The organism is Clostridium sp. BIOML-A1, from assembly GCF_009874105.1.
GTDB lineage: Bacteria > Bacillota > Clostridia > Lachnospirales > Lachnospiraceae > Coprococcus.
The window spans coordinates 1-26,342 of sequence record NZ_WWTL01000014.1 but is presented as its reverse complement, the minus strand read 5'-3'; the positions used below and the strand labels follow the sequence as shown (position 1 = coordinate 26,342).

The 26,342-nt window shown below is 42.6% G+C and carries 19 protein-coding genes; 14 read left to right on the top strand and 5 right to left on the bottom strand.

What is annotated here, in order from left to right:
* Positions 1-165: 165 nt before the first annotated feature.
* The 3 genes from GT641_RS10820 to GT641_RS10810 all read left to right on the top strand — a co-directional run bounded on the left by GT641_RS10820 (position 166) and on the right by GT641_RS10810 (position 4,751).
* A complete protein-coding gene (locus GT641_RS10820) occupies positions 166-1,347 on the top strand; it encodes a transglutaminase domain-containing protein (RefSeq protein WP_161117528.1) in 1,182 nt (393 codons plus the stop codon).
* 120 nt (positions 1,348-1,467) lie between these two features.
* Positions 1,468-3,759 carry a hydratase gene (locus GT641_RS10815; protein WP_044946070.1) on the top strand — a complete coding sequence of 764 codons (2,292 nt, stop codon included), beginning with the start codon at positions 1,468-1,470 and terminating at the stop codon, positions 3,757-3,759.
* Positions 3,760-3,908: 149 nt separating this feature from the next.
* Positions 3,909-4,751, top strand: a complete 843-nt coding sequence (locus GT641_RS10810) for a deoxyribonuclease IV (protein ID WP_161117527.1) — start codon at positions 3,909-3,911, stop codon at positions 4,749-4,751.
* Between the two features lie 110 nt (positions 4,752-4,861).
* Here the strand turns inward: GT641_RS10810 and GT641_RS10805 are convergent, their stop codons facing one another.
* Both GT641_RS10805 and GT641_RS10800 read right to left on the bottom strand, forming a co-directional pair.
* Entirely contained in the window at positions 4,862-5,797 is a 936-nt protein-coding gene (locus tag GT641_RS10805) for a stomatin-like protein (protein ID WP_008402646.1), read from the bottom strand.
* Positions 5,798-5,851: 54 nt separating this feature from the next.
* Positions 5,852-6,301, bottom strand: coding sequence for an NfeD family protein (locus GT641_RS10800; RefSeq protein ID WP_008402645.1), 450 nt, complete (start codon positions 6,299-6,301; stop codon positions 5,852-5,854).
* Between the two features lie 372 nt (positions 6,302-6,673).
* Here GT641_RS10800 and GT641_RS10795 point away from each other — a divergent pair, with 372 nt between their 5' ends.
* Positions 6,674-8,131 (top strand): AI-2E family transporter, encoded by a 1,458-nt coding sequence (locus GT641_RS10795; RefSeq protein WP_243143754.1) that lies wholly within the window; start codon positions 6,674-6,676, stop codon positions 8,129-8,131.
* Between the two features lie 165 nt (positions 8,132-8,296).
* Here the strand turns inward: GT641_RS10795 and GT641_RS10790 are convergent, their stop codons facing one another.
* Positions 8,297-8,482, bottom strand: coding sequence for a DUF4250 domain-containing protein (locus GT641_RS10790; RefSeq protein WP_161117525.1), 186 nt, complete (start codon positions 8,480-8,482; stop codon positions 8,297-8,299).
* A 198-nt stretch (positions 8,483-8,680) separates the two neighbouring features.
* On the opposite strand from GT641_RS10790, the gene GT641_RS10785 reads away from it, so the two are divergent.
* On the top strand, positions 8,681-10,339 hold the full coding sequence (locus tag GT641_RS10785) for a polysaccharide biosynthesis protein (RefSeq protein WP_161117524.1): 1,659 nt from the start codon (positions 8,681-8,683) through the stop codon (positions 10,337-10,339).
* Positions 10,340-10,390: 51 nt separating this feature from the next.
* Positions 10,391-12,499, top strand: a complete 2,109-nt coding sequence (locus GT641_RS10780) for an EAL domain-containing protein (protein ID WP_161117523.1) — start codon at positions 10,391-10,393, stop codon at positions 12,497-12,499.
* Positions 12,500-12,702: 203 nt separating this feature from the next.
* On the opposite strand, the gene GT641_RS10775 is transcribed toward GT641_RS10780, so the two are convergent.
* On the bottom strand, positions 12,703-13,149 hold the full coding sequence (locus GT641_RS10775; RefSeq protein WP_021944919.1) for a GatB/YqeY domain-containing protein: 447 nt from the start codon (positions 13,147-13,149) through the stop codon (positions 12,703-12,705).
* Positions 13,150-13,400: 251 nt separating this feature from the next.
* Between GT641_RS10775 and GT641_RS10770 the strand changes: the two genes are divergently transcribed.
* Positions 13,401-13,862: an 8-oxo-dGTP diphosphatase gene (locus GT641_RS10770; RefSeq protein WP_008402638.1), complete on the top strand. Its 462-nt coding sequence runs from the start codon at positions 13,401-13,403 to the stop codon at positions 13,860-13,862.
* Between the two features lie 87 nt (positions 13,863-13,949).
* Here the strand turns inward: GT641_RS10770 and GT641_RS10765 are convergent, their stop codons facing one another.
* The gene (locus GT641_RS10765) at positions 13,950-16,565 is read right to left on the bottom strand and encodes a cation-translocating P-type ATPase (RefSeq protein WP_192919843.1); all 2,616 of its coding nucleotides are present in this window, start codon (positions 16,563-16,565) and stop codon (positions 13,950-13,952) included.
* Positions 16,566-17,087: 522 nt separating this feature from the next.
* Here GT641_RS10765 and GT641_RS10760 point away from each other — a divergent pair.
* The 7 genes from GT641_RS10760 to GT641_RS10730 all read left to right on the top strand — a co-directional run bounded on the left by GT641_RS10760 (position 17,088) and on the right by GT641_RS10730 (position 25,562).
* Positions 17,088-18,014 carry a LysR family transcriptional regulator gene (locus GT641_RS10760; protein ID WP_008402635.1) on the top strand — a complete coding sequence of 309 codons (927 nt, stop codon included), beginning with the start codon at positions 17,088-17,090 and terminating at the stop codon, positions 18,012-18,014.
* Between the two features lie 372 nt (positions 18,015-18,386).
* Positions 18,387-19,541, top strand: a complete 1,155-nt coding sequence (locus tag GT641_RS10755; protein WP_161117521.1) for a PLP-dependent aspartate aminotransferase family protein — start codon at positions 18,387-18,389, stop codon at positions 19,539-19,541.
* Positions 19,542-19,648: 107 nt separating this feature from the next.
* Complete coding sequence (locus GT641_RS10750) at positions 19,649-20,833, top strand: MalY/PatB family protein (RefSeq protein WP_161117520.1); 1,185 nt, start codon at positions 19,649-19,651, stop codon at positions 20,831-20,833.
* Positions 20,834-21,198: 365 nt separating this feature from the next.
* Complete coding sequence (locus tag GT641_RS10745; RefSeq protein WP_044946064.1) at positions 21,199-22,188, top strand: cysteine synthase family protein; 990 nt, start codon at positions 21,199-21,201, stop codon at positions 22,186-22,188.
* Between the two features lie 84 nt (positions 22,189-22,272).
* The gene (locus tag GT641_RS10740; protein WP_161117519.1) at positions 22,273-23,601 is read left to right on the top strand and encodes a lanthionine synthetase LanC family protein; all 1,329 of its coding nucleotides are present in this window, start codon (positions 22,273-22,275) and stop codon (positions 23,599-23,601) included.
* 111 nt (positions 23,602-23,712) lie between these two features.
* Positions 23,713-24,057, top strand: coding sequence for a YhdT family protein (locus GT641_RS10735; RefSeq protein ID WP_161117518.1), 345 nt, complete (start codon positions 23,713-23,715; stop codon positions 24,055-24,057).
* Positions 24,058-24,059: 2 nt separating this feature from the next.
* Entirely contained in the window at positions 24,060-25,562 is a 1,503-nt protein-coding gene (locus tag GT641_RS10730; protein ID WP_008402629.1) for a hypothetical protein, read from the top strand.
* The last annotated feature ends 780 nt before the right edge of the window (positions 25,563-26,342 follow it).

Sequence of the window (26,342 nt, the reverse complement as noted above, 5' to 3'; positions counted from 1 at the left end):
TTTATTATATCATGTATAAATAAGAAGTAAATAAAAATTTTTTTGTAAATAAGATAAGAAATTTGAACGAATAAAAAACGGAAAAGTGCAGGTAATAGGATTTTGTAATAGTGAAAAATGAGGTATAATGAATCGTATCAAGAATGTAAAAAAGAGGAGAGAAAAATGTCAAAAGGGAAAAAAGTAAAGATCGTAATTGAGGGAATCATTCTGTTGTTTATTGTTTACTGTGTCGTTTTAAAGATGCTGCCGGTATCGACAGGAAGACTGTCAACATACGAAGAGATCAATGATGCAGTAGCAACAGCCGCTTCAAGGTATAAGAATACGGTTACGCTAAAGACAACAGGGGAACCGTATATGGATTATCAGTCGGTCCTTGACAAGTTGATGGAAAAGAATATGTATGCAGGTGGAGAATTCTATGCATTTTCTTATGTATATACGCCGGATTCAGGTGGAGAAAAAGTAGCGGTAAAGATCAATCATATGAGCCGGTTAAAAAGCTTTCTTGTATTTATCCGTTCCGGACAGATTTCGGGGAAGATAAAGGGGCTGTCAGATTACGAGAAGGTGAAAGCGGTACATGATTATATTATCTTACATAATGAATATAACCGCTCATCTGGTGGCGCATGTAATACTCTGTACAGAGGCGATTCGGCATGTAACGGATATGCGCTGGCATTTTATATCATTATGAAAAAAGCCGGAGTCCCGGTCACCTGTGAATATGGTTTTGGACTGGAATCCGAGCATCTGTGGAATCGGGTTCAGGTGGATGGACACTGGTATAATATCGATCTGACATGGGATGATCTTGGTGGACAGAAAGTCGGATATGATTATTTCCTTAAATCTGATGCGGACTGGCAGGGACATGATCATGGCGGTTCCGATGCAGAAACCTCTATGGATGTGACAGGAAAGACGGCAGCGGAATATTATAGAATGTTCCCGAATTATAATGCGATCATGATCTGGTCGATCATCGGAGTGATTGCGGCAGGATTTGCATTATATATCTGGCTGCTTGACCGGAAGATGAAACGGAAGAAGTTAGAGAAAGCCCGTCTGGAAGCGCAGGAGGAAGCGCAGAGAATGGAAGAACTCCATAAGAGAATGCAGGTGGTTACAGGTGCATTTACAGATGAAGCGACCGTTCCGGCGAATGAAAATGCGGTCACGGACTATCAGACAGCACCATATACAACACAGATGGCAGAGAATGTAGATGAGACTACCATGAATCATGAACAACCTCAGACTGCGGATTCTGCTGAAAGTGCTTCACAGAATAAAGGCAGTGGTGCTCATTCAGGGTTCCGGTTGAAGCAGGATGATTAAAAATATTATAATGAAAACTTTCATCGGCATAGTTGTTCACAACTATGCCGATTTGTGTTAAAATAAACAGCGATTGACAAAATGAGAAAAAGAATCACCAACAAATTAGGAGGAAATAGAATGATTAAATTATTTGACAATGGTGCTTATCTTTTAAATGGCACAGAGCTTGTAGAAGACAATGTCGATGCAAATGCGATCCTTACACAGAAGTTAGGTACAGCTCCATCCAAGGAAGAAGCTGCAAAGAATACTATGGCATATGGTATCCTGGAGAAGCACAACACATCTGACAATATGGACAATCTTAAGATCAAATTCGATAAGATGACCTCTCATGATATAACATTTGTAGGTATTATCCAGACAGCAAGAGCTTCAGGACTGAAAGAATTCCCAATCCCTTATGTCCTTACAAACTGTCACAACTCCTTATGTGCAGTTGGTGGTACGATCAATGAGGATGACCACATGTTTGGTCTTTCCTGCGCAAAGAAATTCGGTGGTGTCTATGTTCCGCCTCACCAGGCTGTTATCCATCAGTTCGCAAGAGAAATGCTTGCAGAATGTGGCGCAATGATCCTTGGTTCCGACAGTCATACCCGTTATGGTGCGCTCGGTACAATGGCGATCGGCGAAGGCGGCGGAGAACTTGCAAAGCAGCTCTTATGCAGAACTTACGATGTAGCTAAGCCCGGTGTAGTAGCAATCTATCTGGACGGAGAAGTTGCAAAGGGAGTAGGTCCTCAGGACGTTGCTCTTGCGATTATCGGTGCAACTTTCCAGTGCGGTTATGTTAAGAATAAGGTAATGGAATTTGTAGGACCTGGTGTTGATAAATTATCTGCTGATTTCCGTATCGGTATCGATGTAATGACAACCGAGACAACCTGTCTGTCCTCTATCTGGAAGACAGATGAGAAGATCAAGGAGTGGTATGATACACACTACAGACCGGAAGCATATAAGGAAATGAATCCGGGTTCTGTTGCTTACTATGATGGTGTTGTATATGTGGATCTGTCAAAGGTAAAACCAATGATCGCTATGCCATTCCATCCAAGCAATACATATACAATTGAAGAATTAAATGCAAACCTGATGGATATCTTAGACGACTGCGAGAAGCGCGCATTGGTTAGTCTGGACGGTAAGGTTGACTTCACATTAAAGGATAAAGTCCGTGATGGCAAGTTATATGTAGAACAGGGAATCATTGCCGGATGTGCCGGTGGTGGATTCGAGAACATCTGTCAGGCAGCGGATATCATCCGTGGAAGAAGCATCGGTGCAGATGAATTTACATTATCTGTATACCCTGCATCAACTCCTATCTATATGGAGCTTGCAAAGAACGGTGTACTGGCTGACCTGATCGAGACAGGTACGATCGTTAAGACAGCATTCTGCGGCCCTTGCTTTGGTGCCGGAGATACACCTGCAAATAATGCATTATCAATCCGTCATTCAACCAGAAACTTCCCGAACCGTGAAGGCTCCAAGATCCAGAATGGTCAGATCTCATCCGTTGCACTTATGGATGCACGTTCGATCGCAGCTACAGCAGCAAATAAGGGATACCTTACAGCAGCTACAGATCTGGATGTTGAATACAAGGGACAGAAATATTTCTTCGATAAGACCATTTATGACAGACGAGTTTATAATGGTGTCGGCAAGGCCGATCCATCTGTTGAGATCAAGTTTGGTCCGAATATCAAGGACTGGCCTGAGATGATCGCACTGACAGACAACCTGTTATTAAAGGTTGCATCTGTTATTAACGATCCTGTAACAACTACAGATGAACTTATTCCATCCGGTGAGACATCTTCCTACCGTTCAAATCCGCTTGGACTTGCTGAGTTCACTTTATCCAGAAAGGATCCTGAATATGTAGGCCGTGCAAAGGCAATTCAGGCAGTTGAGAAGAAGAGAGAAGAACTTGGATGCTTCTGCAAAGCAGATGAATCCATGAAGCCTATGATGAAAGAGATCAAAGCAAAATTTGCAGATCGTGAGATCACAGGTTCCAATACCGGTTACGGTAGTACGATCTTTGCTGTAAAGCCGGGTGATGGTTCTGCCAGAGAGCAGGCTGCTTCCTGCCAGAAGGTACTTGGCGGCTGGGCAAACATTGCCAAGGAATATGCAACAAAGCGTTACAGATCCAACCTGATCAACTGGGGTATGCTTCCATTCATCATGGAGGAAGATTTCGCATTTGATAATGATGATTATGTATTTATTCCGGGTATCCGTGAGGCTGTTCAGAATAAGGACGAGATCATCAAGGCATATGTGGTAAATAAAGACTTCAAGGAATTAGACCTGAAGCTTGGAAGCCTGACCGATGATGAGAGACAGATCATCATGGATGGCTGCCTGATCAACTACTATAAGAACAACTAAGGTATTCTAATATAATAATTTCCTTACAAGGTGAGTCCTACCTATAAGTGGAAGTTGTAAAAGCGTTGAAACCGCTGCTGGTGGTTTCACAAATATGGCTATGTCTTATGACATAGCCATATTTATATTATAAGAAGGAGAGAAACAACATGATATATATAGGAAATCATCTGTCGTCCTCCAAAGGCTTTGAGGCTATGGGAAAGGCGGCATTAAAACTTGGTGCAAATACATTTGCATTTTTTACAAGGAATCCAAGGGGCGGAAAGGCGAAAGAGATCGATCCGGCAGATGCGAAACGGTTACGTTCCCTGATGGAGGAACATTATTTTGGAAAACTGGTCGCACATGCACCATATACGATGAATGTCTGTGCAGCAAAACCGGATATTCGGGAGTTCTCATGTAATATCTTAAAGGCTGATATGGAGCGGATGGAGTATCTTCCGGGAAATTATTATAATTTCCATCCGGGCGCACATGTTGGTCAGGGAGCAGAAGAAGCCATACCGGTAATTGCCGATGCATTAAATCATGCGATCAAACCGGATCAGAGTACAGTCGTATTACTGGAAACAATGGCAGGCAAAGGCTCGGAAGTCGGAAGAAATTTTGAAGAACTGGAACGTATCATAGAGCTGGTTGACTGCGAGGATAAGATCGGGGTATGCTTTGATACCTGTCATACATGGGATGGTGGCTATGATCTTGTGGAAGATCTGGATGGTGTACTTCACACGTTTGATCAGATCATCGGACTTGACCGCTTAAAGGCTGTTCATCTAAATGACAGCATGAATGTGAGAGATTCACACAAAGACCGACATCAGAAGATTGGAGAGGGTGAGATCGGAGCAGAAGCATTAAAACGGATCGTAACGCATCCATTGCTTGCAGGCAGACCATTTATCTTAGAGACACCAAATGATGATGCAGGATATGCAAGAGAGATAGCAATGATAAAGAGCTGGGCGGATGAAAGCATGGAGTAATTGTAAGGATAACAGATAAAATAAAAACTGCCACTATCAGAATGGTTACCCAATAACGGCTTCATTCTGACAGTGGCAGTTTTTAATATTACCAATGAATCAGTTCAATCTTATTTCTCTGTTTTCACTAATTCCGATAATGAAGTTGCAAGTCCTGCAACACCCTGAATATCAGATGGAATAATGATCTTGGTTGACTTGCCGTCGGCAGCCTTTGCGAAAGCTTCCAGACTCTTGATCGTAAGAACCTGATTAGATGGAGCAGATTCATTTAAGAGACGGATACTGTCTGCATTTGCCTGCTGTACAGCGAGGATAGCCTGTGCCTGACCTTCAGCTTCACGGATCGTTGCTTCCTTCTTAGCTTCTGCGCGAAGAATCTGTGACTGCTTCTCAGCTTCTGCTTCCAGGATAACGGACTGTTTGTTACCTTCTGCAATAAGGATTGCGGATTTCTTTTCACCTTCTGCTTTCAGGATCTGTTCACGTCTTTCACGTTCTGCCTTCATCTGTTTTTCCATGGCATCCTGAATCGCTGCAGGTGGGATAATATTCTTTAGCTCAACACGGTTTACCTTGATGCCCCAAGGATCAGTTGCTTCGTCCAGGGTAGCACGCATCTTTGTGTTGATCGTCTCTCTGGATGTCAGTGTCTGGTCAAGTTCGAGATCACCGATGATGTTACGGAGAGTAGTGGCTGTCAGGTTTTCGATTGCCATGATCGGATTTTCAACACCATAGCAGAAAAGCTTTGGATCTGTGATCTGGAAGAAAACGACAGTATCGATTCTCATTGTAACGTTATCTTTCGTGATAACCGGCTGTGGAGCGAAGTCTACAACCTGTTCCTTTAAGGTAACACGACGTGCGATCTTATCGATAATAGGCATCTTCATATGAAGACCTACGGACCATGTACCGCAGTAGGTTCCCAGACGTTCGATAACGTAAGCGTGTGCCTGTGGGACGATCTTGATTGTGCTGCAGATAATAATGATAGCAATGAATACTAAGATAATTACCAGCCATGTGAGTGGTGAATCCATAATAAGTACCTCCTTTAAGTGGCGACAGATATAGTATCTGTCAAATTAAATAAATTATATTCTGCTGACAATAAGTTTTACGCCGGAAACCTCATTGATCGTGACTTCGGTTCCCTGGGGAATAATATCAGTTTCATCAGCAGCACGTGCGGTCCATTCGAGACCATTTACTTTTACCTGCCCGGTAGCCTTTAGATTATCAATGGTTTCAGATACGATCACCTGTTTGCCGACCAGACTTTCAACATTTGTTTTTTCCATATCGGATAATTTGAAATGTTTTAAAGCCACAGGCCTTGTAGTAAACAGAAGAACTAATGAAATAACTGCAAAGATCAATATCTGGATGATCAGTGATGTACCAAAGAATACAGAGATCGCAGATACCAAAGCTCCTCCCGCGAACCAGATGGTTGTAAGTCCGAGAGTAATGATTTCGATAATTATACAGACCATAAAGATAACGGACCAGATAATTAATTGACAGATTAATTCATTTTCCATAAGAACACCTCCTTTATGCCTCCCCGGTCTTAGGTAAAATATGTTTTGTGGTTTGTTAAGAACCCTTAAACATGTCACCATTTTACTATGTAACCCAGATATCGACAATGCTTTTTTCAAAAATATAGGGTTATTTAAGGTTCATTTTTTGAACGATTTTGGATTTGGTAAAGTCATGGTTAAATCTATTTAAAATCTATTAAAAATGGGAAATTCTATTGCCTGACTTTTTGAAACAGTATATAATTTTTTCAGGTTGTTTATAATTATATGTAAGAATAAATCCATTGATGTGTTGTTATAGGAATGGAATGAAACGACATATCTGATATTGGGTTTTGAATGTGGAAAGGGAAAGGTTATCAGACAAAATTGGGAAATGAAAAAAAAAGACGGCTGTTTAAGGCGGGAACGATCATATTTCTGGTAATTGCAGCAGCGCTTGTATTTAATAAGATATTGGAGGAGTGGACAGGCTTTCGGAAGGTACTGGATACGATAACCGGGGCGGCAGCACCGATTATAATTGGTTTTGTGATCGCTTTTTTGTTGAATCCGGTGCTTATCTTTTTTGATCGTCTGTGTCATACGATCCTGCAGGATCGGGTGATCAAAGACAAGAAAAAACTGTTTCATGTATCAAGAGCCATATCGATCATTATAACGATCATTTTGTTCCTTGGTCTGCTCACGGGTTTGATCTGGATGGTAGTGCCACAGGTCATCGACAGTATCAATCTTCTTATATCCAATATGGATAATTACTATAATAATATCATGAAGGCGATCAATACCATTTATGATAAATTCAAGAACCTTGGTGAATCCGAAGAAATGGTAATGAATGTCGTAAACACTGTATATGACCGCTTACAGAAATGGGTAAATACAGATGTTGTTCCGAATCTGGATAAGATTGTATTGAATATCAGCTCCGGTGTTGTGGGCGGATTGAAGTTCATTTATAATTTTCTGATCGGTATTGTAGCATCTATCTATGTGATGGCGAATAAGGAATATTTGGCTTCCAGAGGCAAGAAAATCGTCTATGCACTGTTTAAACTGAAAAACGCGAATATCATTCTGGATGGACTTGCAAGTGTAAATAAGATATTCAGTCAGTTTATCAATGGTAAGATCGTGGATTCGATCATAATCGGGATTATAACATTTATTTTGACAACGATCGTAGATATGCCATATGCATTGCTGATCAGTGTCATCATTGGTGTGACAAATGTAATTCCGTTTTTTGGTCCGATCATCGGTGCGATCCCATGTGTGTTTATTGTTCTGATCGCAGATCCGATCAAGAGTATCATATTGCTTATCATGATCCTGTGTATTCAGCAGTTTGATGGAAATATTTTAGGACCAAAGATCCTTGGTGATGTAACGGGACTTTCCAGCTTCTGGGTTCTGACCGCGGTTATCGTAGGTGGTGGTATCTTCGGATTCTACGGAATGCTGCTGGGTGTTCCGGTATTTGCATGTATCTACATGTATATCAATAAGACATGTACCGACAAGCTGGAAAAGAAGCATATGGTATCGGTGTCCTCGGAATTTGAGCGGATCAAACGGATCGATGAAGAAACCGGAAAGCCAATCTATCTGACAGAGGAAGAGGAGGATATCCGTTTTCATAAAAAAACTCCGGAGGAAAAAGCAGCTGCAAAGGCAGAACGTGAAGCGAAGCGACATGCGAAGAGGTTATATCAGCAGATTGAGAAAGTGATGCATGCGGAGAAAGCAGATGATCAGTTGGCAGCAACGGAGCATGGAGCTGAAAAGAAGAGCAGTGATGACGACAAAGATGATCAGATGTAGGAAACGTGGCATAATCAGAAATGACAGGGCACATATAGTGTAGCTTTATGTGATAGAATAAGCCGGCAGATTTCTGTGGGGTAAATACCCGGTTAGAGATTTGCCGGCGTTCCTTTTGCAATAGGATAAAATAGTTGTTTTCTTTGAATTAGAAGCATTATTTTATCAGATAAATCGATTTAATTTTCCATCGTAGTTAAAGCCGGCAGATGCCAGTTTTTCGGATACTTCATTTACATTCAGATTCAGATCTGCACATAATTCATCCAGACTCGGATAAAAATCGCGAAGCTTCATATTAATAAAACTAAGGAGCATAACAGGATCTTTTGGAATATTTGAATTAGCCATAGGTGGAAAACCTCCTTTTATAAAAATCTTTTACATATTTTATTTGTAATAAGTATAAAAAACTGGTATATATATAGGGTATTGGAAACGTGTGCCATTTCCGATGTCAGTATAGCAGACGCTGGAAATATGTGCAACCGGATAGAATGGTAGCTGATCGCTTGGTAGTCGGTTACATAATAATCAGGAGAAACAATCATGCAGAATGATAATGGAAAGAAGAAAATAAAGAAGCCGTCCGGTATGAGGACAAATTTTGCTTTTCAGGCGGCAGTACTTGCAGGTGCAGGTATATTATCCCGAGTGATCGGTCTCTTATATCGGTCGCCGTTATTTCAGATTATCGGAGATGAGGGAAACGGATATTATGGTACAGCGTATGCAATCTATTCCATGATATTGATGATCGCAACTTACAGCATTCCGACGGCGGTTTCTAAGATCATTTCAGGGAAATTGGCCTTGGGAGAATACAGAAATGCGAGACGAGTATTTAAATGCGCTTTTATCTATGTAGTATCTGCCGGGTTGGTGGCAGGTATCCTGACATTTGCATTTGCACCGGTTCTGGTAAAGGAACAGCCCAATGCGATTTTAAGCTTACAGATCCTCGCACCGACAATATTTCTGTCGGGCTTTCTTGCTATTTACAGAGGCTATCTTCAGGCATATAAAACGATGATTCCGACCTCCATATCACAGATTATAGAGCAGATTGCAAATGCAGTTGTCAGCGTTCTGGCTGCCTATCTGATGTCCAGACCATTTGCACCGGGAACTTCTGAACATGCAAAATATGGTGCAGCAGGCAGTGCAATGGGAACAGGGGCAGGTGTTCTCTGTGGAATTATTTATATTCTGATCGCATATGCAGGAAGAAGAAAAGAAATCATGGAGACAGTAGAGTCTGATGTTTCGTCGAATGTGGAATCATATGGAAAGTTATTCCGGCAGATCGTAATGATCGTAACACCGATCATTATTGCTGCATTTGTGTATAATATTACGACCACCGTAGATATGAAGATTTTCTACAATGTCTTAAACAGTAAAAATGTAGATCGTGTTGAATCTGCAAATCTGTACGGTATTTTTTCTGGTCAGTATATGGTGCTGATCAATCTTCCGGTATCAATCGCATCTGCGGTTGGAACAACCCTGATACCAAATATTTCGGGAGCATTTACCAAGGGTGATAAAAAGGAAACGAATCATGTATACAATCAGTCCATGAGTATCACGATGATGGTGACGATACCATGTGCTGTCGGAATCGGTGTGTTATCAGAACCGATCATCACGCTGTTGTTCCGTGGCGCGGATCCGCTGGTATTTAAGGCATTGACTGCCGGCTGCATATCTGTGGTATTTTATTCATTATCAACACTTACAAACAGTATCTTGCAGGGAATCGGAAAGGTTATGGAGCCGGTGAAGAATGCGACACTTGCATTGTTGATCCATTTAGTATTTCTTGCTGCTATTTTGAAATTTACAGATGCGAAGCTGTTCGGTCTGGTAGCGGCTACGATCCTGTATTCATTACTGGCATGTATCTTTAACCATATATCTGTATCCAAATATATGTCTACAAAGCTTGATGTGAAGAAGATCTATCTTGCTCCTGCTGTTGCGTCGATATTTATGGGAATCGTTGCATGGGGTAGTTATCAGATCTTCTACCACCTGATCCATATGAATTCAGTCAGTGTTGTTCTGGCAATCCTGCTTGCAGTTATTTTCTATGCAGCAGCTATTCTGGCAGTCGGAGGATATACGAAGGAAGAAATCCTTGCTATGCCAAAGGGAACCCTGATCCTGAAGCTTGCAGAAAAACTACATCTGGTGAGAGAGTAGAGAAAGGAACGTGTGATAATTAACTCCCAGATTATTGCACTAAAACAAAAGATGAGCAAATTTAAAAAAATGATCATGCGTATGGCAGACCGGCTTGACAGCAGCTGCGCGCTGGGTGCGATCCGACAGGGTATGATCATGATGATCCCGCTTCTTGTAGTCGGGTACCTGGCGGCGATGTTGATCAATCTACCGATTCCTGCATATCAGACGTTTATAGAGAAATTGTGTGGTGGACATGTACTGGAAATTCTGAATTTCGTATATGCCAGTGTTAATGAGTTCTTTGCTGTTTTTCTGGCAGTAACAACAACGGTCAGTTATGCCATTATGAAACGGAGAAAGCAGGAAATCTATGAAGGTACAGGAAATATTATCATTTTAGTAATTATCACACTGGCTGCTCTGGTAGGGTATTTCGGAATCCAGTACGATGATTTTTCCATTCATTCGTTAAGCAATATGCATGCATTTACGGCACTGTTTGTTGCACTTATTTCCGGTAAGATCTATTACACAATGAAGAGCAGTCGTTTCTTCAAGGTGAAAAATCAGCGTACGAATACGGACGGTATCTATATTGAAGCAATCGAGGGAATTGCTCCGGCGGTTGTCATTATTGGATTTTTTGCGTTTTTTCGAATTTTGTTACAGGTATTATTTGGAGTAAGCGGTTTTCAGGAATTGGTTGAACGCTTTTTTGATTACCTGTTAAAGCCATTACAGAATGGACTGGGAGCAGGAGTGGTCATTATTTTTCTGACACATGCGTTATGGTTCTTTGGAATTCATGGACACAATATGTTAGACACAGTGATCAAGCAGAATTTTTCTGATATAACAGCCGGAATTTTCAGCAAGACAATGCAGGATGTATTTGTACTTCTGGGAGGAGTGGGAGCCGTTTTGTGTCTGGTGATTGCGATCCTGTTGTTTGCGAAAAAGAAGGGTGTTCGGAATCTTGCATATATGGCAGCACCGAGTTTGGTCTTCAATATCAGTGAAATTGTCTTATTTGGAGTTCCTGTGATTTTGAATCCTATTCTACTGATCCCATTTATGCTTGTACCGATGGTGAATTATCTGGTCACTTATGCGGCAATGTTCTTTGGACTTGTTCCGCACGTGATACGTGAAGTTGATTGGACGACGCCTGTTATTCTGAGTGGGTATCAGGCTACCGGTTCCTGGGCAGGAGCAGTTTTGCAGATCCTGTGTCTGGCAATTGGTGTGTGTATTTATAAACCATTTATTCGTATGTATGAAGAACAGCGGGAACTGCGTCTGAAACGTGATGTCAAAAGACTGGTGGAGGAGATGCAGCGCGAGGAGCAGAACAATTCCATCTCACCATATACAAAGCGTGAAGATGAGATCGGACATATGGCCCGTATCCTGGCAGATGAACTTGTTGAAGCAATCAGACGGAAAGAATTGTTCTTAGTGTATCAGCCACAGGTGAACCGTGATGGCAGGTGCATTGGTGCAGAAGCGTTGATCCGTTGGGAGCATCCGGAATTTGGATTTATCTATCCTCCGTTGATCATACAGCTTGCCAAGGAAAAGAAGGTACTTAGTACGTTAGAGAAATTTATCTTTGATACGGCAGGTGCGGCACTGGCACAGGTAAGGGATATCGTACCGGATGATTTCAAGATGTCGGTCAATCTTACAAATGAATCTCTGGAATGGGATGGCATTGAAGCATGTATCGAAAATGTTGTACAGAAATACCAGTTTCCAAATGTACAGCTCGGACTTGAGATCACGGAGCAGGATGCACTTTCTTCGTCCATTGATATAACGAAAAAGATTGAAGCATTGAAGGCGAAAGGTCACAGATTCCTGATCGATGATTTTGGTATGGGACATACGTCGCTGGTTTATTTGCAGACGAAGTATTTTAACATTGTAAAGCTGGATGGATCTCTGACGAGAGACGTTATTCATAATGAAACGAATCGTGATATCATTGCATCAATCGTCTATCTGGGCAGATCTTTGAAATTCAAGATTATTGCTGAATATGTAGAGAATGAAGCTCAGAGAGATGAACTGAAAAAACTTGGCTGTGATGCATTCCAGGGCTATCTCTACAGCAAGCCGATTAAACTTGATGAACTTATGTCGTGGATCAAAGGGTCAGGACATGAAAGCTGAGACATAAACTAAAAAACTCCATGTCCGGTGTCTATATATCTTTATTTCGCAGAACACTTTCGTTCGATCCGGAACGTATCGGTACTAAACTCATCACCTGTTGGTGATTCGTTAAGAACCGACGTTCCGGATAGGTCTGCTTCATAAAATATATAGACACCGGGCATGGAGTTTTTCTGTTATCGTGTGGTGGCTTTGTATGCTTATGCCATCATAGATGTAAGGATCTGGTTGACCAGTTTTCCGTCAGCTTTGCCTTTAACCTTAGGCATCAGCTCTTTCATGATCTTACCCTTGTCTTTGGCTGTTGGAGCATCGATACCAAGACCTGCAAGAACTTCTTTGATCGTAGCAGTGATCTCTGCTTCATCCATCATCTTTGGTGCGAATTCTTCGAATACGGTGATTCTTGCCTTGCATTCATCTATGATATCGGTACGATCAGCAGGTGTTGTATCGATTGTTTCCTTTGCGAGCTTGATCTCTCTTAATACAACTTCATTTTCTTCTTCCTCTGTCAGATCAGCACGTTTGTCTATAAATTTATTTTTCAGGGCTGTAAGGAGTGCGGATAATGCGTCCTTTCTCTCTTTATCATGTGCCTTCATAGCGGCCATCATTTCGCTTCTGACTTCATCAATTTTACTCATTATATTCATACCTCCGTATAAAGTTATATATAGGTAATTGCAAAACTGTCGATGTTTTGTAATTGCTTCACATTATTGTGATCGGACAGGTTTACAACCTGTCGCTCCTTATTATAGCACCGGAAAAGCGATAATTTCAATATGGCAACTGTATTTGAATTATCGGTTGCATTTGTCCGGGGGGAAGGTATAATGAGCGCATATGGGTAAATATGGCAAATAACAGGAGATGAAAGGCTATGTCACTTACTATGAAAATGACAACATTATGTTATATAGAGAAAGACGGAAAATATCTGATGCTTCATCGTACGAAGAAGGAGAAAGATATTAATAAGAATAAATGGATCGGAGTCGGCGGACATGCGGAAGAAACAGAAGGACCGGAAGACTGCCTGCTTCGGGAAGTAAAAGAAGAAACAGGACTGACACTGACATCTTATCAGTTCCGTGGCCTGATCACATTTATCAGTGATGTCTGTGAGCCGGAGCTGATGTGTCTGTTTACAGCAGATGGCTTTACCGGAAGCTTAACCGCCTGCAATGAAGGAGAACTGGAATGGGTAGATAAAAGCATCGTGCCATCTCTTCCGACCTGGACAGGAGATGCTATATTTTTGAAACTCTTATTAGAAGACGAACAACGTTTCTTCACTCTGCGGCTGGTCTATGAAGGAGATGAGCTGGTGGAACACCGACTGGAGTTTTATTAAAAGAAAACGCCAGCCGGCATTCGACTCTGTATAAGTCATGACTTTTGCAGGCACAATACAACCATTTCATAAGTCTTGACGCTGCAGTTATTTACGAACAGCTTCTTTTATTATTCGTGTGATCTGGATAATAAAGGTTGGGATAAATGCAAGCCCTAAAATGCTCAATACATTTTTAACTGTCAGGTCGGCAATCATGAATAAGCCATGCATAAATGGTGCGAGCAGGACAAAGCCAAGCAGCAGGACACCGGCGAAGAAAGCGGCGACACTCCAGAGGTTGGAGCGGATACCGATCTTTATAATAGAGGATTCGCTGCGGCATGTAAATCCGTGGAACAATCTTGCAAGCGTCAGTGTGGCAAATGCCATTGTGCTGGCAGTCAGGGCATTTACGGAATCACCCAGATAAAAGGCGACGGTTGTAACAATACCGATCAGAACACCGTAGCAAATAAGCTGGAGCGAGAAGGATTTATTGAAGATTCCTGCTTTTGGATCTCGCGGTTTGTTACGAAGTAATTTCTTATCGGATGGCTCCATACCGATGGCAAGCGCCGGAAGTGAATCGGTCAGCAGATTGATAAAGAGCAGATGAACCGGCTGGAATGGGGTATCAAGCGCCATGATGGAGCAGTAGAGAACTACCAGAATGGCTGCGAGGTTTCCGGACAAAAGGAACAGGATGGCATTCATGATATTACGGTAAACATTTCTTCCTGTCAGGACAGCTTTTATGATCGTTGCAAAATTATCATCTGCAAGGATCATAGCTGAGGCATCCTTTGATACCTCGGTTCCGGTGATTCCCATAGCGACACCGATATCTGCTTTTTTCAATGCGGGAGCATCGTTTACACCGTCACCCGTCATGGCGACAATGTGACCTTTCTTTTGCCATGCATCAACGATACGGATCTTGTTTTCCGGTGAAACTCTGGCATAGACGGAGATCTTTGGAAGGACATCTGTAAGTTCGTCATCGGTCATACGGTCGACTTCCTGACCGGTTACGGCCATATCACCATCGTGGAAGATACCGATCTGTCTGGCAATAGCGGTTGCCGTTACTTTATGATCTCCGGTTATCATGATCGGTTTGATTCCGGCGGAGATAGCATCCGCAACTGCAGCCATGGATTCTTCTCTTGGCGGATCGATCATGGATACAAGTCCGATAAAAGTATAACCATATTCAGAGGCTGCGGTCAGAACTTCCGAATCGGAACATTCTTTATAGGCAAGTGCCAGAACCCGTAAACCTTGTCTGGAAAATTGCATATTTTGTTCCAGAATTCTGTCGCGGTCGTTCTCTGTAATCGGACGGATACCATCCTCTGTGATGATTGAATCCATACGGGTAAGAAGAACATCGACTGCACCTTTTGTCAGAAGTGTAGGTACGCCGTGCAATAGGTATTTGCTGCTCATCAGTTTCCGTTCGGAGTCAAATGGAATCTCTTCCAGACGTGGCATCAGATCACGCAGAACTTCTTCTGTTACACCGACATCAAATAGTTTCGTTTTCCTTGCCATCGTAAGGAGACAGGTTTCAGTCGGATCCCCGATATCCTTGCCATCCCGGATACTGCTGTCGTTGTTTAAGATACAGTTGTACAGAAAATAACGATGTGCCGGAATATGGAGATCCAGTTGGTCGGCATTTAACAGAGTATCACAGGTATAAAGCTGCTGAACTGTCATTTTGTTCTGGGTCAGTGTACCTGTTTTATCCGAACAGATAACAGAGACACAGCCCAGACTTTCGACCGCCTTCAGATCTTTGATGATCGCCTGATCGGCAGCCATCTTTCTGGTACCCATTGCCTGAACGATCGTAACGATCGAACCGAGAGCCTCTGGAATGGCAGCGACAGCAAGGGCAACTGCGAACATCAGAGAATCCAGTATTTTCTCGCCCTGCATCAGACGGAGACCGAATACGATCAGACTGATCACCATAATGATTGTTGCCAGTTTTTTACTGAAATTATCAAGACTGATCTGAAGTGGGGTCACTTTGGATTTTGTATTATTCATAAGGGTGGCTATCTTACCCATTTCTGTATGCATTCCGGTTGCTGTAACGAGAACATTTGCACGACCATAAGTAACAAGACTGCCGGAGAATACCATATTGATGCGGTCACCGAGAGCAACATCCCCGGTGATATCAGAGTCGTCTTTATCCACATTTGTAGACTCTCCGGTCAGAGAACTTTCATTTACCTGTAAAGAGAAATTTTCGATGATACGGCCATCAGCGACGATCATATCACCGGCTTCTAAGAGCAGGATGTCTCCCGGTACGATGTCTTTTGATGCAATCTCCTGTTTGATTCCGTCACGTAATACTTTCGCTTTTGGTGCAGATAATTCTTTTAAGGAATCAAGAGATTTTTCTGCCTTTACATATTGGATCGTACCAAGGATCGCATTCATGATAATAACCGCAAATATAACAATCGTACTTTCAATGTTGCCGGATGCCATAGAGACGATCGCGGCAGCGATCAGGATGATAACGAGCAGATCGGCAAACTGGTGAAAAAAGACAGAAGCAACGCTTTGTTTCTTTTGCTCGACCAGAGTATTTTCACCATAGGTTTGAAGTCGCTCTTTAGCATCTGTAGTGGTAAGTCCTTCCGGATTACCGCAGGTTCGGAATAATTCTTCTTTGTTCAGCTGATAGATTTCTTTCATAAGACCATGTCCTTTCTTTTGCTTTTTTTCCTGAGACAGATAATGAACAGTAGTTTTTTCAAATATGCTGCTTGTATTTTGGGAAAAATTTTGGTTGGTACATGCTGTTTTTTGTAATTGATAATAAAAAACGAGACTTTTTGTGCACAAAAAATATGCACAAAAAGTCTCGTTTTAACGTATATATCGGTTATCCGATCCCCGGCCTTTTAAGGCGTACTGACGAGAATCGGCACATGCACAGCATGAAACTACTCCCTTTTTGAATGATATATTTTTATCATGTATGAAAAGCTTAGTCAACCGTTTTTAGAAAGTTTTAACCATTTTTTTACCGGAAAATTCGATTTGAAGAACTATGCTTTGACAGAATCTTATAAAATCGATCAGAAAATATCGAAAATAAAAAAGAGGTGTGGTACAATGAGCGTAATTGTTTGGACACAGGTCTTATAGTATATTAAAGCATAAAGTACCTGTATAAAAAGAAAACATATAAGGAAGCAATCGGGAGGCACAGATATGACATTACAACAGCTTGTCTATGCTGTAAAGATAGCAGATACCAAATCCATGAATAAGGCGGCAGCAGAATTGTATGTATCCCAGCCGGCACTTTCCAGTACGATACGGGATCTGGAAGAAGAATTGAATATCGAATTATTTATCCGAACCAATCGTGGTATCGTGATCACGGCGGAGGGAGACGAGTTTTTAAGCTATGCAAGACAGATGGTAGAACTGAATCAGATGATCGAAGATCGATACATAAATAACGAAAAGAAAAAGAATAAATTCAGTGTATCCATGCAGCACTATTCGTTTGCGGTAGAAGCCTTTATCGAGCTTGCAAAGGAGATCAGGCTGGATGATTTCGAACTGGCTGTGCATGAGACACGGACAAATGAAGTGATCGAGTTTGTAAGAGACTACCGGAGTGAGCTTGGAATCTTATATTTAAATGAGTTCAACCGAAAGGCTTTGCAGAAGATTTTCTCAGAAAACGGATTGGAATTTACGGAATTATTTGACTGTGATGTATTCGTGTATCTGAGCAACGAGCATCCACTGGCAGGAAAAGAGAAGATCGCATTTGAAGAATTAAAAGATTATCCTTGTCTTTCCTTTGAACAGGGCGAACGAAATTCGTTTTATTATGCAGAAGAAGTATTCAGTACGCTGGAATACAAGCAGATCATCAAGGCAGATGACCGTGCAACGATGCTGAATCTGATGGTTGGTATGAACGGATATACCTTGTGCTCCGGTATTATCTGTGAAGAATTAAACGGCAGTGCTTACCGCGCAATTCCGCTTGACACGGAGGAGAAAATGACGATCGGCTATATCAAACGAAAAGGCATGCGGCTGAGTACCCTTGGCAGACGCTATATCGAGATACTGACCCAATACGGAACACAGGAAAATGTAAAGAAGACGGCTGAGTAAATGCTCAGCCGTTTCCTTTGTAGTGGAGTTTGAGCCTGTAGGGAGTTGGGCAAATGACAATTAAGTAACAAGTTGGCTATAAGCTGTATTTATAACCAGCTCACAGAAATACATAGTACCGAAATCTTATTCCTACTGATATACTATGGTATAAATAATGCATGAACTTATGGTTTGTTCTGACAGGCTATTATGACTTGCCAATACAGGGACATTTGAGACCGCCGGTACTTGATGGTGCGAAAGCAGCATCTTAGTACCGCTGCAGGGCTCAACGAGCGGAAGCGTTCCCTGATTGGTAATGTCAGTAATAGCCTGTCAGAACAAATCATAAGTCAAAAACGCAGGCAGCAGGAAAGGATGACGGTTATTATGGATACAGGAATTGCTACAAAATGTATATATGGAAATCACGAAAAATTTGAAGGCGACAGAACGGGAGCGATCAGCTTTCCTATCTATCAGACAGCAACGTATGCGCATCCGGCAGTTGGACAGAGTACGGGGTATGATTACAGCAGACTCCAGAATCCAACCAGAGAACAGTTGGAGAAGATCGTTGCATCATTAGAAGGAGGACTGGATGCTCTCGCTTTTTCTTCCGGCATGGCAGCTATTACTACATTGATGGAGATCTTCAAACCGGGCGACCATGTCGTTTCGGAAGCAGATCTGTATGGCGGAAGTATCCGTTTATTTGATCATATTAATCAGAAAAATGGTATCGAGTTCAGCCGGATCAATTTTGCAGAGGAAGATCCGGAAAACTACATCAAAGAAAATACAAAAGCAATCTATATCGAGACACCGACTAATCCAATGATGAATGTTATTGATATCCGCAAGACGGCGGAACTTGCAAAGAAACATAATCTGCTGCTGATCGTGGATAATACATTTCTGTCACCGTATTTCCAGCGGCCATTTGAACTGGGAGCCGATATCATCCTGCACAGCGGAACAAAGTTCTTAAGCGGACACAACGATACGTTGGCCGGATTTATCGTGGTAAATACACCGGAGCTTTCGGAGAAATTACGATATATCATAAAGACGACAGGTGCGGGACTTGCGCCATTTGACAGCTGGCTGGTGCTTCGTGGCATCAAGACATTGCCGATCCGTATGGAGAAGGCACAGGAAAATGCACAGGCGATCGTGGAATTCCTGTTGCAGGAGAAGAAAGTAAAGAATGTCTATTATCCGGGAATACCGGGAACAAATAATTATGAGGTCTGTAAGAGCCAGGCGAGTGGATTTGGAAGCATGCTGACATTTGAAGTGGAGAGCAAGGCGCTGGCACTCCATATACTGGAATCCCTAAAGCTGATCCCATTTGCAGAAAGTCTCGGCGGCGTAGAGACCTTGATCACATATCCGACGACACAGACTCATGCGGATGTACCGGAGGAAATCCGTATAAAGAACGGTATTACAGACAGTGTTCTGCGTCTGTCGGCAGGAATCGAAGATAAGAAGGATCTGATCGCGGATCTGAAACAGACAATTGATTCTTTTCGGGAATAAAACAGTGTAATATATGAGTAATTATGAAAAAGTAATTTGCCTGAAAAATATTTTGATATGGAAATATATTTACAGCATAGGATCTGATACATAACGGGAGGATAATTATGGAAGAAAAAAACCTGAATTTTGATGAAGTAATAGATAGAAGAAATACAGACTGTTTGAAATTTGACTTTGCAGAGCGGAGAGGAAAGCCTGCGGATGTACTTCCTCTCTGGGTTGCAGATATGGATTTTAAGACGTCGAGTCTGGTCCTGGATGCGTTGACAGAGCGTGTACAGCATGGAATTTTTGGCTATACGGAGAGCAGAGAGAGTTATTTCGAGGCGGTCAGCAAATGGATGGAAGCTCACCATGACTGGAAGGTGGAACGAAGCTGGCTGACAAAGACACCGGGTGTTGTATTTGCACTGGCGATGGCGGTCAAAGCATATTCCAAGGCAGGGGATGCCGTTCTGATTCAGCAGCCGGTCTATTATCCGTTTTCAGAAGTGATCCGTGACAATAACCGGAAGCTTGTGAGCAATGATCTGGTACTTGGGGATGATGGAAAATATCACATCGATTTTGATGATTTTGAGAAACAGATCGTTGACAATCATGTTGTGCTGTTCCTGTTGTGCAGTCCGCATAATCCGGTCAGTCGTGTATGGACGGCAGAGGAGCTTACGAAGATGGGTGATATCTGTATCAAGCATGGCGTTACGGTTGTAAGTGATGAGATACATGAGGATTTTGTTTTCGGAGATCACCAGCACACGGTATTTGCGACGATCAAGAAAGAATTCGAACAGAACTCCGTTACCTGTACTTCTCCTGCAAAGACCTTCAATCTGGCAGGACTTCAGGTGTCGAATATCTTTATTCCAAATGGAACTCTGCGCGCAGTATTTCGTAAGCAGGTGGATGCGGCGGGCTACAGTCAGTTAAATGCAATGGGACTTACCGCCTGTGAAGCAGCGTATACTCATGGCGAGACATGGTATCAGGCAATGATGAGATATGTAGAGAGTAATATCGCATTTGTGCGTGATTACCTGAAAAAGGAACTTCCACAGATCAAGCTGATCGAGCCGGAAGGAACTTATCTGCTGTGGCTGGATTTCAGGGCACTCGGAATGACAGAGAAGGAACGGGAGAACCTGATCGTGAATCAGGCAAAGCTGTGGCTTGACAGCGGTGCGATCTTTGGGCAGGTAGGCGAAGGCTTTGAACGTATCAATGTGGCATGTCCGAGAGCAACGATCAAGGAGGCGCTTGACCGTCTGAAAGCAGTGATCACAGCATAACCACAGGCAAGTATGATGGTTTTGCAGAAAACATTAAAGGCGTGAATCGCAATGTAATAGCGTTAGCCGGTGCAACTGTTATAAGAGTTACAGATTGGTTCGGTTATAAGCTGTGGTTATAGCCAGTTAAAATATTTTGACTGGTTGACAAATTATGGAACTGTCACTATAATAGGCACATAACATATAAAACCTACTTTAATACTATGATAAAGAAACGCTATAAGATGTGCCGGATGAGAAAATCATTTATCCAGAGTTGGATGGTGACTGACAAACAGACATTTACCCGGAGGTTGATGCTTCCGGGTTTTATAACGACAACAAAACATACTAACCAGATAGGAAAAGGGAGAAATAGAAAAATGGCAAATATTCATTCATCAATTACAGAACTTGTAGGACATACCCCATTGGTAGAATTCGTAAATTATGAAAAAGAGTTAGGGCTGAACGCCCACCTCCTTGGTAAGCTGGAGTATTTCAATCCATCAGGAAGCGTAAAGGACCGTGCAGCTCTTAACATGATCTTAGAGGCAGAGAAATCAGGCAAGCTGAAGCCGGGCGGAACAATCCTTGATTTCACAAGCGGAAATACAGGAATTGCAACAGCAGCATTTGCAAATGCCAGAGGATATAAATATGTAGTAGTGATTCAGCCGGGAGTATCGGTAGAACGTACACTGATCTTAAAAGCATATGGTGTAGAGCTGCTTCAGGCAGCTGATGTGCCGGGCTTCCTGGAGATGCTGCAGAATGGTGGCTTAAGCATGGCGAAGCTTACCGTTATCATGAACAAATATGCAGATGAGCATGGTTACTTCTATATCGATCAGGGAACAAATCCGGATAACCCGGAAGCACACTACCGTACAACAGGACCTGAGATCTGGGAGGACACAGACGGAAAGGTTGATTATGTGGTAGCATTGGTCGGAACCGGTGGAACACTGGCTGGTCTGTCCAGATATTTCAGAGAGAAAAATTCTGATATCAAGATCATCGGTGCACAGCCGGCAGTACAGTCCAGAAAGAATGTCAATCATCCGGAAGCAAATACGATTGACGGCGTACTTGCATTTAACGATGTTCCGGCACAGAGTGTTCCGGTATTCTTCGATCCGGAGCAGGTCCCATATGATGAATGTTTGGATATCGTAGCAGAGGATGCCTATGAGACAGGAAGAAGACTGGTAAAGAGTGATGGCGTATTTCTCGGACAGTCAGCGGCAGCAGCCTTAAAGGCAGCAACGATCATAGCTGAACGTCCGGAAGCAGCAGGAAAGAATATTGCGATTATCATGGCTGACAACGCATTCAAATATCTGTCAACCAGGATGTATGCAGGGGAATAAAAGAAACGAGCGGGAGCGCCCTCTGTTTGGTAAGGTCAAGAACATATATATGTAATATAAAACATAGAACAGGAAGGAGACAACATGGCAGACTATCTTACATATGCGAAAGAAACCATGAATTTTATAAACAGCCGGAAGAAACAGGGACCGGAAGGTATCTACTGGTCTTTGCAGGATGCGGCAGAAGGAAGATCCATCTATTATGATGAGATCTGTATGTATGCCGGGGCGTCCGGAATCATCGTATTTCTTCTGGGATTATATCAGACAACGAATGATGTGAGCTATCTGCAGGAGGCAGAAGAAGCAGCCACATATATCCGTTATCGTTTTGATCATGACCGGGATCTGAAAAGGAACTTTTCAAAATATGCATTTTCCAGTGGATGGAGCGGAGCAGGCTTTGCCATGATACAGCTCTATAAGGCAACCGGAAATGAGAAATATAAAACATTTGTGGCAGATATTATTGAGTCTGCAAAGGCAGATGCAAAGCCCGGAAAAAACGGCAAAGGTTATAGCTGGACTTCATTTCCGGGTATCGTAGGAGATGCCGGAACGGTTCTGTTTTTCTTATATGCAGCAAAAACATTTGGCATAGAGGACTGGACAGCATTTGCCGCAAAAGCAGGAGAGAATTTCCTCGAGCAGAGGCATGATGCAGGAAACGGAACCTGTTGGTATCCGGGTGTAGATCCTGTCTACTTCGGAGCAAAAGAAGATTATATCGATCCGAACTTCCCGATGGGAACCGGAGGAATCGGATTTGTACTGCTGAATCTGTACGAAGCATCCGGTGATCAGAAGTTCTTGGATGCGACAAAGGGAATCGCAGATTTCATGATCGCACAGGCGGTTAAGATGAAGGCAGGAAGCCTGATTCCACATGGTTTGCCGGATCGTAAGGATCTGTTCTATCTTGGCTATTGTCATGGCCCGGCGGGAACAAATCGTTTCTTCTATAAATTATATGAGATGACAGGAGAAGACCGGTATAAGCGGTATATCGATATGCTGACACAGGGTGTAATTGATACAGGCGCACCTGAGGTTCGGACAGAAGGCTACTGGAATACTTACAATATCTGCTGCGGAACTGCGGGCCTGTTAAATATGTATCTGGGTCTGTGGGCTGCATTTGGTGATGAGACTTATCTGAAACAGGCAAAGAGGTGCGGTAAGGTCATCACAGACGGAGCAACGATCACAGACGGTACGGAAGGAAGAGAGTGCGCATGGAGATTTGCACTTGACCGTGTCGCACCGGATGTATTAAGTACACCGATCGGTTTATTCGATGGTGCAGCAGGTATCGGAGCTGTATTGCTGCAGCTTGCTTCTGCAGAAAAGGGGCAGTTCCATGCGACAAGAATGCTGGACGATCCATTTCCGGAGAAGAACAAACTATAATAAAACGATTGAAGATTTTATATGCGTAAATAACAGTGATTATTTTACTCGGTGAATGATTTTTTCGTTTCATAATTATTCAAAAACTTACGTTGAGAGGAGACACATAAGATGAGTCAGATAAATAACAACATTGATCCTGACAGCAGGGATTATGATTTGAAATCAATAGAGCCGGATGAGCGTTTCACCCAGACAACAAAGGAATTCTGGATCACGCTTGGAACCTATCTGGTATTTATGGTGCTGATGATCGCCAACCTGTATCTGGTGGGCGGTAAGGATGTATCAAAGTACAAATACATTCTTGGATTTCCACAGTGGATTTTTAATGAGATCATTATTTTGATCGCAATGGTAGTAGCGGTTATTCTGGTTGTAACATTTATATATCGTGACATGGATGTTACTCCAAACGGAAAATTAAAAGAAAGAAAACATAAGGAGGGCAAATAGAGATGAACTTATCTACAAATCAGAGAATTATAATCATTACTGTATTTGCCGCATATACGATTTTCCAGTTGGTATACAGTCTTGTTACCAGAAAAGCAATGGCAAATGGAAAAGGTGATTACCTGAGCAAATTCTATACCGGCGGTAGAAGCGGTGGTGTGCTTGTAACTGCCATGATGGTATCAGCCGGTGTTGCCGGTGCCGGAGTATTTATGGGTGTACCGGGTTATACATATACATTTGGGGCGACCTGGATGGTCTGCTGTTTCTGGTCCATGTGCACGAACTTCATGGTACTTGGACTGATCGGTAAGCGTGTCGGTATCGTAGCCAGAAGAACGGATTCCAAGACATTTGTTGAACTTCTGATGCACAGATATAACAACAGTAAGATCGTTGGTGCGCTCTGCGGACTGGTTATCCTGTTCTTCCTTGGCGCATTTGCCGTATCTACAATTACCGGCGGCGGAAGAATCTTCCAGATCTTAACCGGTCAGGATTATCGTATCGGACTTGCTATTTTCACTGTACTGGTTATAATCGCAGCTATCACGGGTGGTATTAAAGGCATTGCATCTGCGATCGTTTTTCAGGGAATTATCATGACAGTTTCCGTTATTATCTTATTTATCATGGGCATCAACGGAACAGATCTCAGCTATACAGAGACAATCCAGTCATTAGTTAAGAGTAATCCGGACTGGTTCGTACCTGCAAGTGTAAAGACGGTTCTTTCATTTGCATTCTTATGGGGTATCACAACCTGTACAATGCCTCATGTAACAATGACAACGCTTACTTATAAGGATACACAGACTCTGCATCGTGCGATCAAGGTTGGTGCGGTTGTAGTTGCAATCTGGCTCATTGGCTTGAATGGTCTGTGCTTCACGATCAAATATATGTTCCCGGAAGGAAGCCTTGCAACTCCTGACCTTGGTATTCCGACACTTGCAGTAAGTGTAATGCCTGCATGGGCAGCAGGTCTGGTTCTCGCCGGTGTATGTGGTGCGGTTCAGTCATCTGTTGGTGGAATGATCGTATCTCTTGCAGGAACGATCGTCAGTGATCTGTACAAGAACCTGTTCAATAAAGATGCAAAGCAGGAGACATTAAAGAAGTTAAATGTTATCAGTGTTATCGTTGTTGCACTAGTTGTTTTCTTATTTGCATGTGATCCACCGGAACTTCTGGCTTCATTGATCACTTATGCTACCGGTGGTATGACAGTAGCATTTCTTCATACTTTGCTTCTCGGACTGTTCTGGAAGCGGGCAAATGAGTATGGCGCGATCGCAGGTATCATCAGTGGTATTGGCTTATATCTCCTGATCGATATGGGCGTTCTGCCAATCTCACTTGGTTTCAATTCCTGTATCGTTGCCTGTCTGATCTCCACGATCATCATGGTGGTTGTCAGCCTTGCAACACCGAAGTGCCCATACCGCGTGATCGCCACATGGTTCGGCAAGGAGTATCCGGCAGATGCATCCATAGCAGAGTAACTTTGAAACAAAATGAACGTTGCCATTACCTATTATTTCGTAAGACGCTTTCGCTCTAATCCACGTGCAGCGGTACATAAGGTTGCAAAGTACGCAACCTAAGTACCGGCCGTGGATAAAAGGCTTACTACATAATAGTAATGGCAGCGTTCATTTTATTTTTTTACAGTTAACTCCCTGTGGTTCCTATGAAATTCATATCCCCTATTCGCAAATGTTCCTGTGCAACTCGCCCTGATGGGCTAAGACAAGCACTCACATTTGCCGGCATATGCATTTCATAACGAAATCCTCGTGGATGTCATAGTGCAGCGATCTAGTCAACAGCCAGACAGGCTATATTTGTGTTTGTATATGTGAGTTATTGCTTGATGATGCTTGATTTCTGGGTATGGCAATGGATGAGTAAGTATGATACCCGAGGCGTCTGGTTAGATGAGGGTATGGAATGAAAAATAAGCGCACGATACCCACAAGGCAGGCTAGATGAGGATATGGTAGATGATAAGTAGGCGTCGTACCCGAGACGACTGATCAGATATGGGTATGGAATGGAAAATGAGCGCACGATACCCACAAGGCAGGCTAGATGAGGGTATGGAAAGGAAAATAAGCGCACGATACCCACAAGGACAAGTCTGATGCGGGTATTAGGAAGAATGTTGGGGGAAAATACTCGACGAAGCTAAATAAATTTGGTATGTGAAGTGGTAATCTAAAAGTAGACACCAACCCTATTATTGTAGACAATACTTTTTAGTAAGAGTATCATCAAATCAT

Coding starts and splice junctions, on each gene's coding strand:
- GT641_RS10820 (WP_161117528.1), top strand. CDS start 166: ATGTCAAAAGGGAAAAAAGTAAAGATCGTAATTGAGGGAATCATTCTG.
- GT641_RS10815 (WP_044946070.1), top strand. CDS start 1,468: ATGATTAAATTATTTGACAATGGTGCTTATCTTTTAAATGGCACAGAG.
- GT641_RS10810 (WP_161117527.1), top strand. CDS start 3,909: ATGATATATATAGGAAATCATCTGTCGTCCTCCAAAGGCTTTGAGGCT.
- GT641_RS10805 (WP_008402646.1), bottom strand. CDS start 5,797: ATGGATTCACCACTCACATGGCTGGTAATTATCTTAGTATTCATTGCT.
- GT641_RS10800 (WP_008402645.1), bottom strand. CDS start 6,301: ATGGAAAATGAATTAATCTGTCAATTAATTATCTGGTCCGTTATCTTT.
- GT641_RS10790 (WP_161117525.1), bottom strand. CDS start 8,482: ATGGCTAATTCAAATATTCCAAAAGATCCTGTTATGCTCCTTAGTTTT.
- GT641_RS10785 (WP_161117524.1), top strand. CDS start 8,681: ATGCAGAATGATAATGGAAAGAAGAAAATAAAGAAGCCGTCCGGTATG.
- GT641_RS10780 (WP_161117523.1), top strand. CDS start 10,391: ATGAGCAAATTTAAAAAAATGATCATGCGTATGGCAGACCGGCTTGAC.
- GT641_RS10775 (WP_021944919.1), bottom strand. CDS start 13,149: ATGAGTAAAATTGATGAAGTCAGAAGCGAAATGATGGCCGCTATGAAG.
- GT641_RS10770 (WP_008402638.1), top strand. CDS start 13,401: ATGAAAATGACAACATTATGTTATATAGAGAAAGACGGAAAATATCTG.
- GT641_RS10765 (WP_192919843.1), bottom strand. CDS start 16,565: ATGAAAGAAATCTATCAGCTGAACAAAGAAGAATTATTCCGAACCTGC.
- GT641_RS10760 (WP_008402635.1), top strand. CDS start 17,088: ATGACATTACAACAGCTTGTCTATGCTGTAAAGATAGCAGATACCAAA.
- GT641_RS10755 (WP_161117521.1), top strand. CDS start 18,387: ATGGATACAGGAATTGCTACAAAATGTATATATGGAAATCACGAAAAA.
- GT641_RS10750 (WP_161117520.1), top strand. CDS start 19,649: ATGGAAGAAAAAAACCTGAATTTTGATGAAGTAATAGATAGAAGAAAT.
- GT641_RS10745 (WP_044946064.1), top strand. CDS start 21,199: ATGGCAAATATTCATTCATCAATTACAGAACTTGTAGGACATACCCCA.
- GT641_RS10740 (WP_161117519.1), top strand. CDS start 22,273: ATGGCAGACTATCTTACATATGCGAAAGAAACCATGAATTTTATAAAC.
- GT641_RS10735 (WP_161117518.1), top strand. CDS start 23,713: ATGAGTCAGATAAATAACAACATTGATCCTGACAGCAGGGATTATGAT.
- GT641_RS10730 (WP_008402629.1), top strand. CDS start 24,060: ATGAACTTATCTACAAATCAGAGAATTATAATCATTACTGTATTTGCC.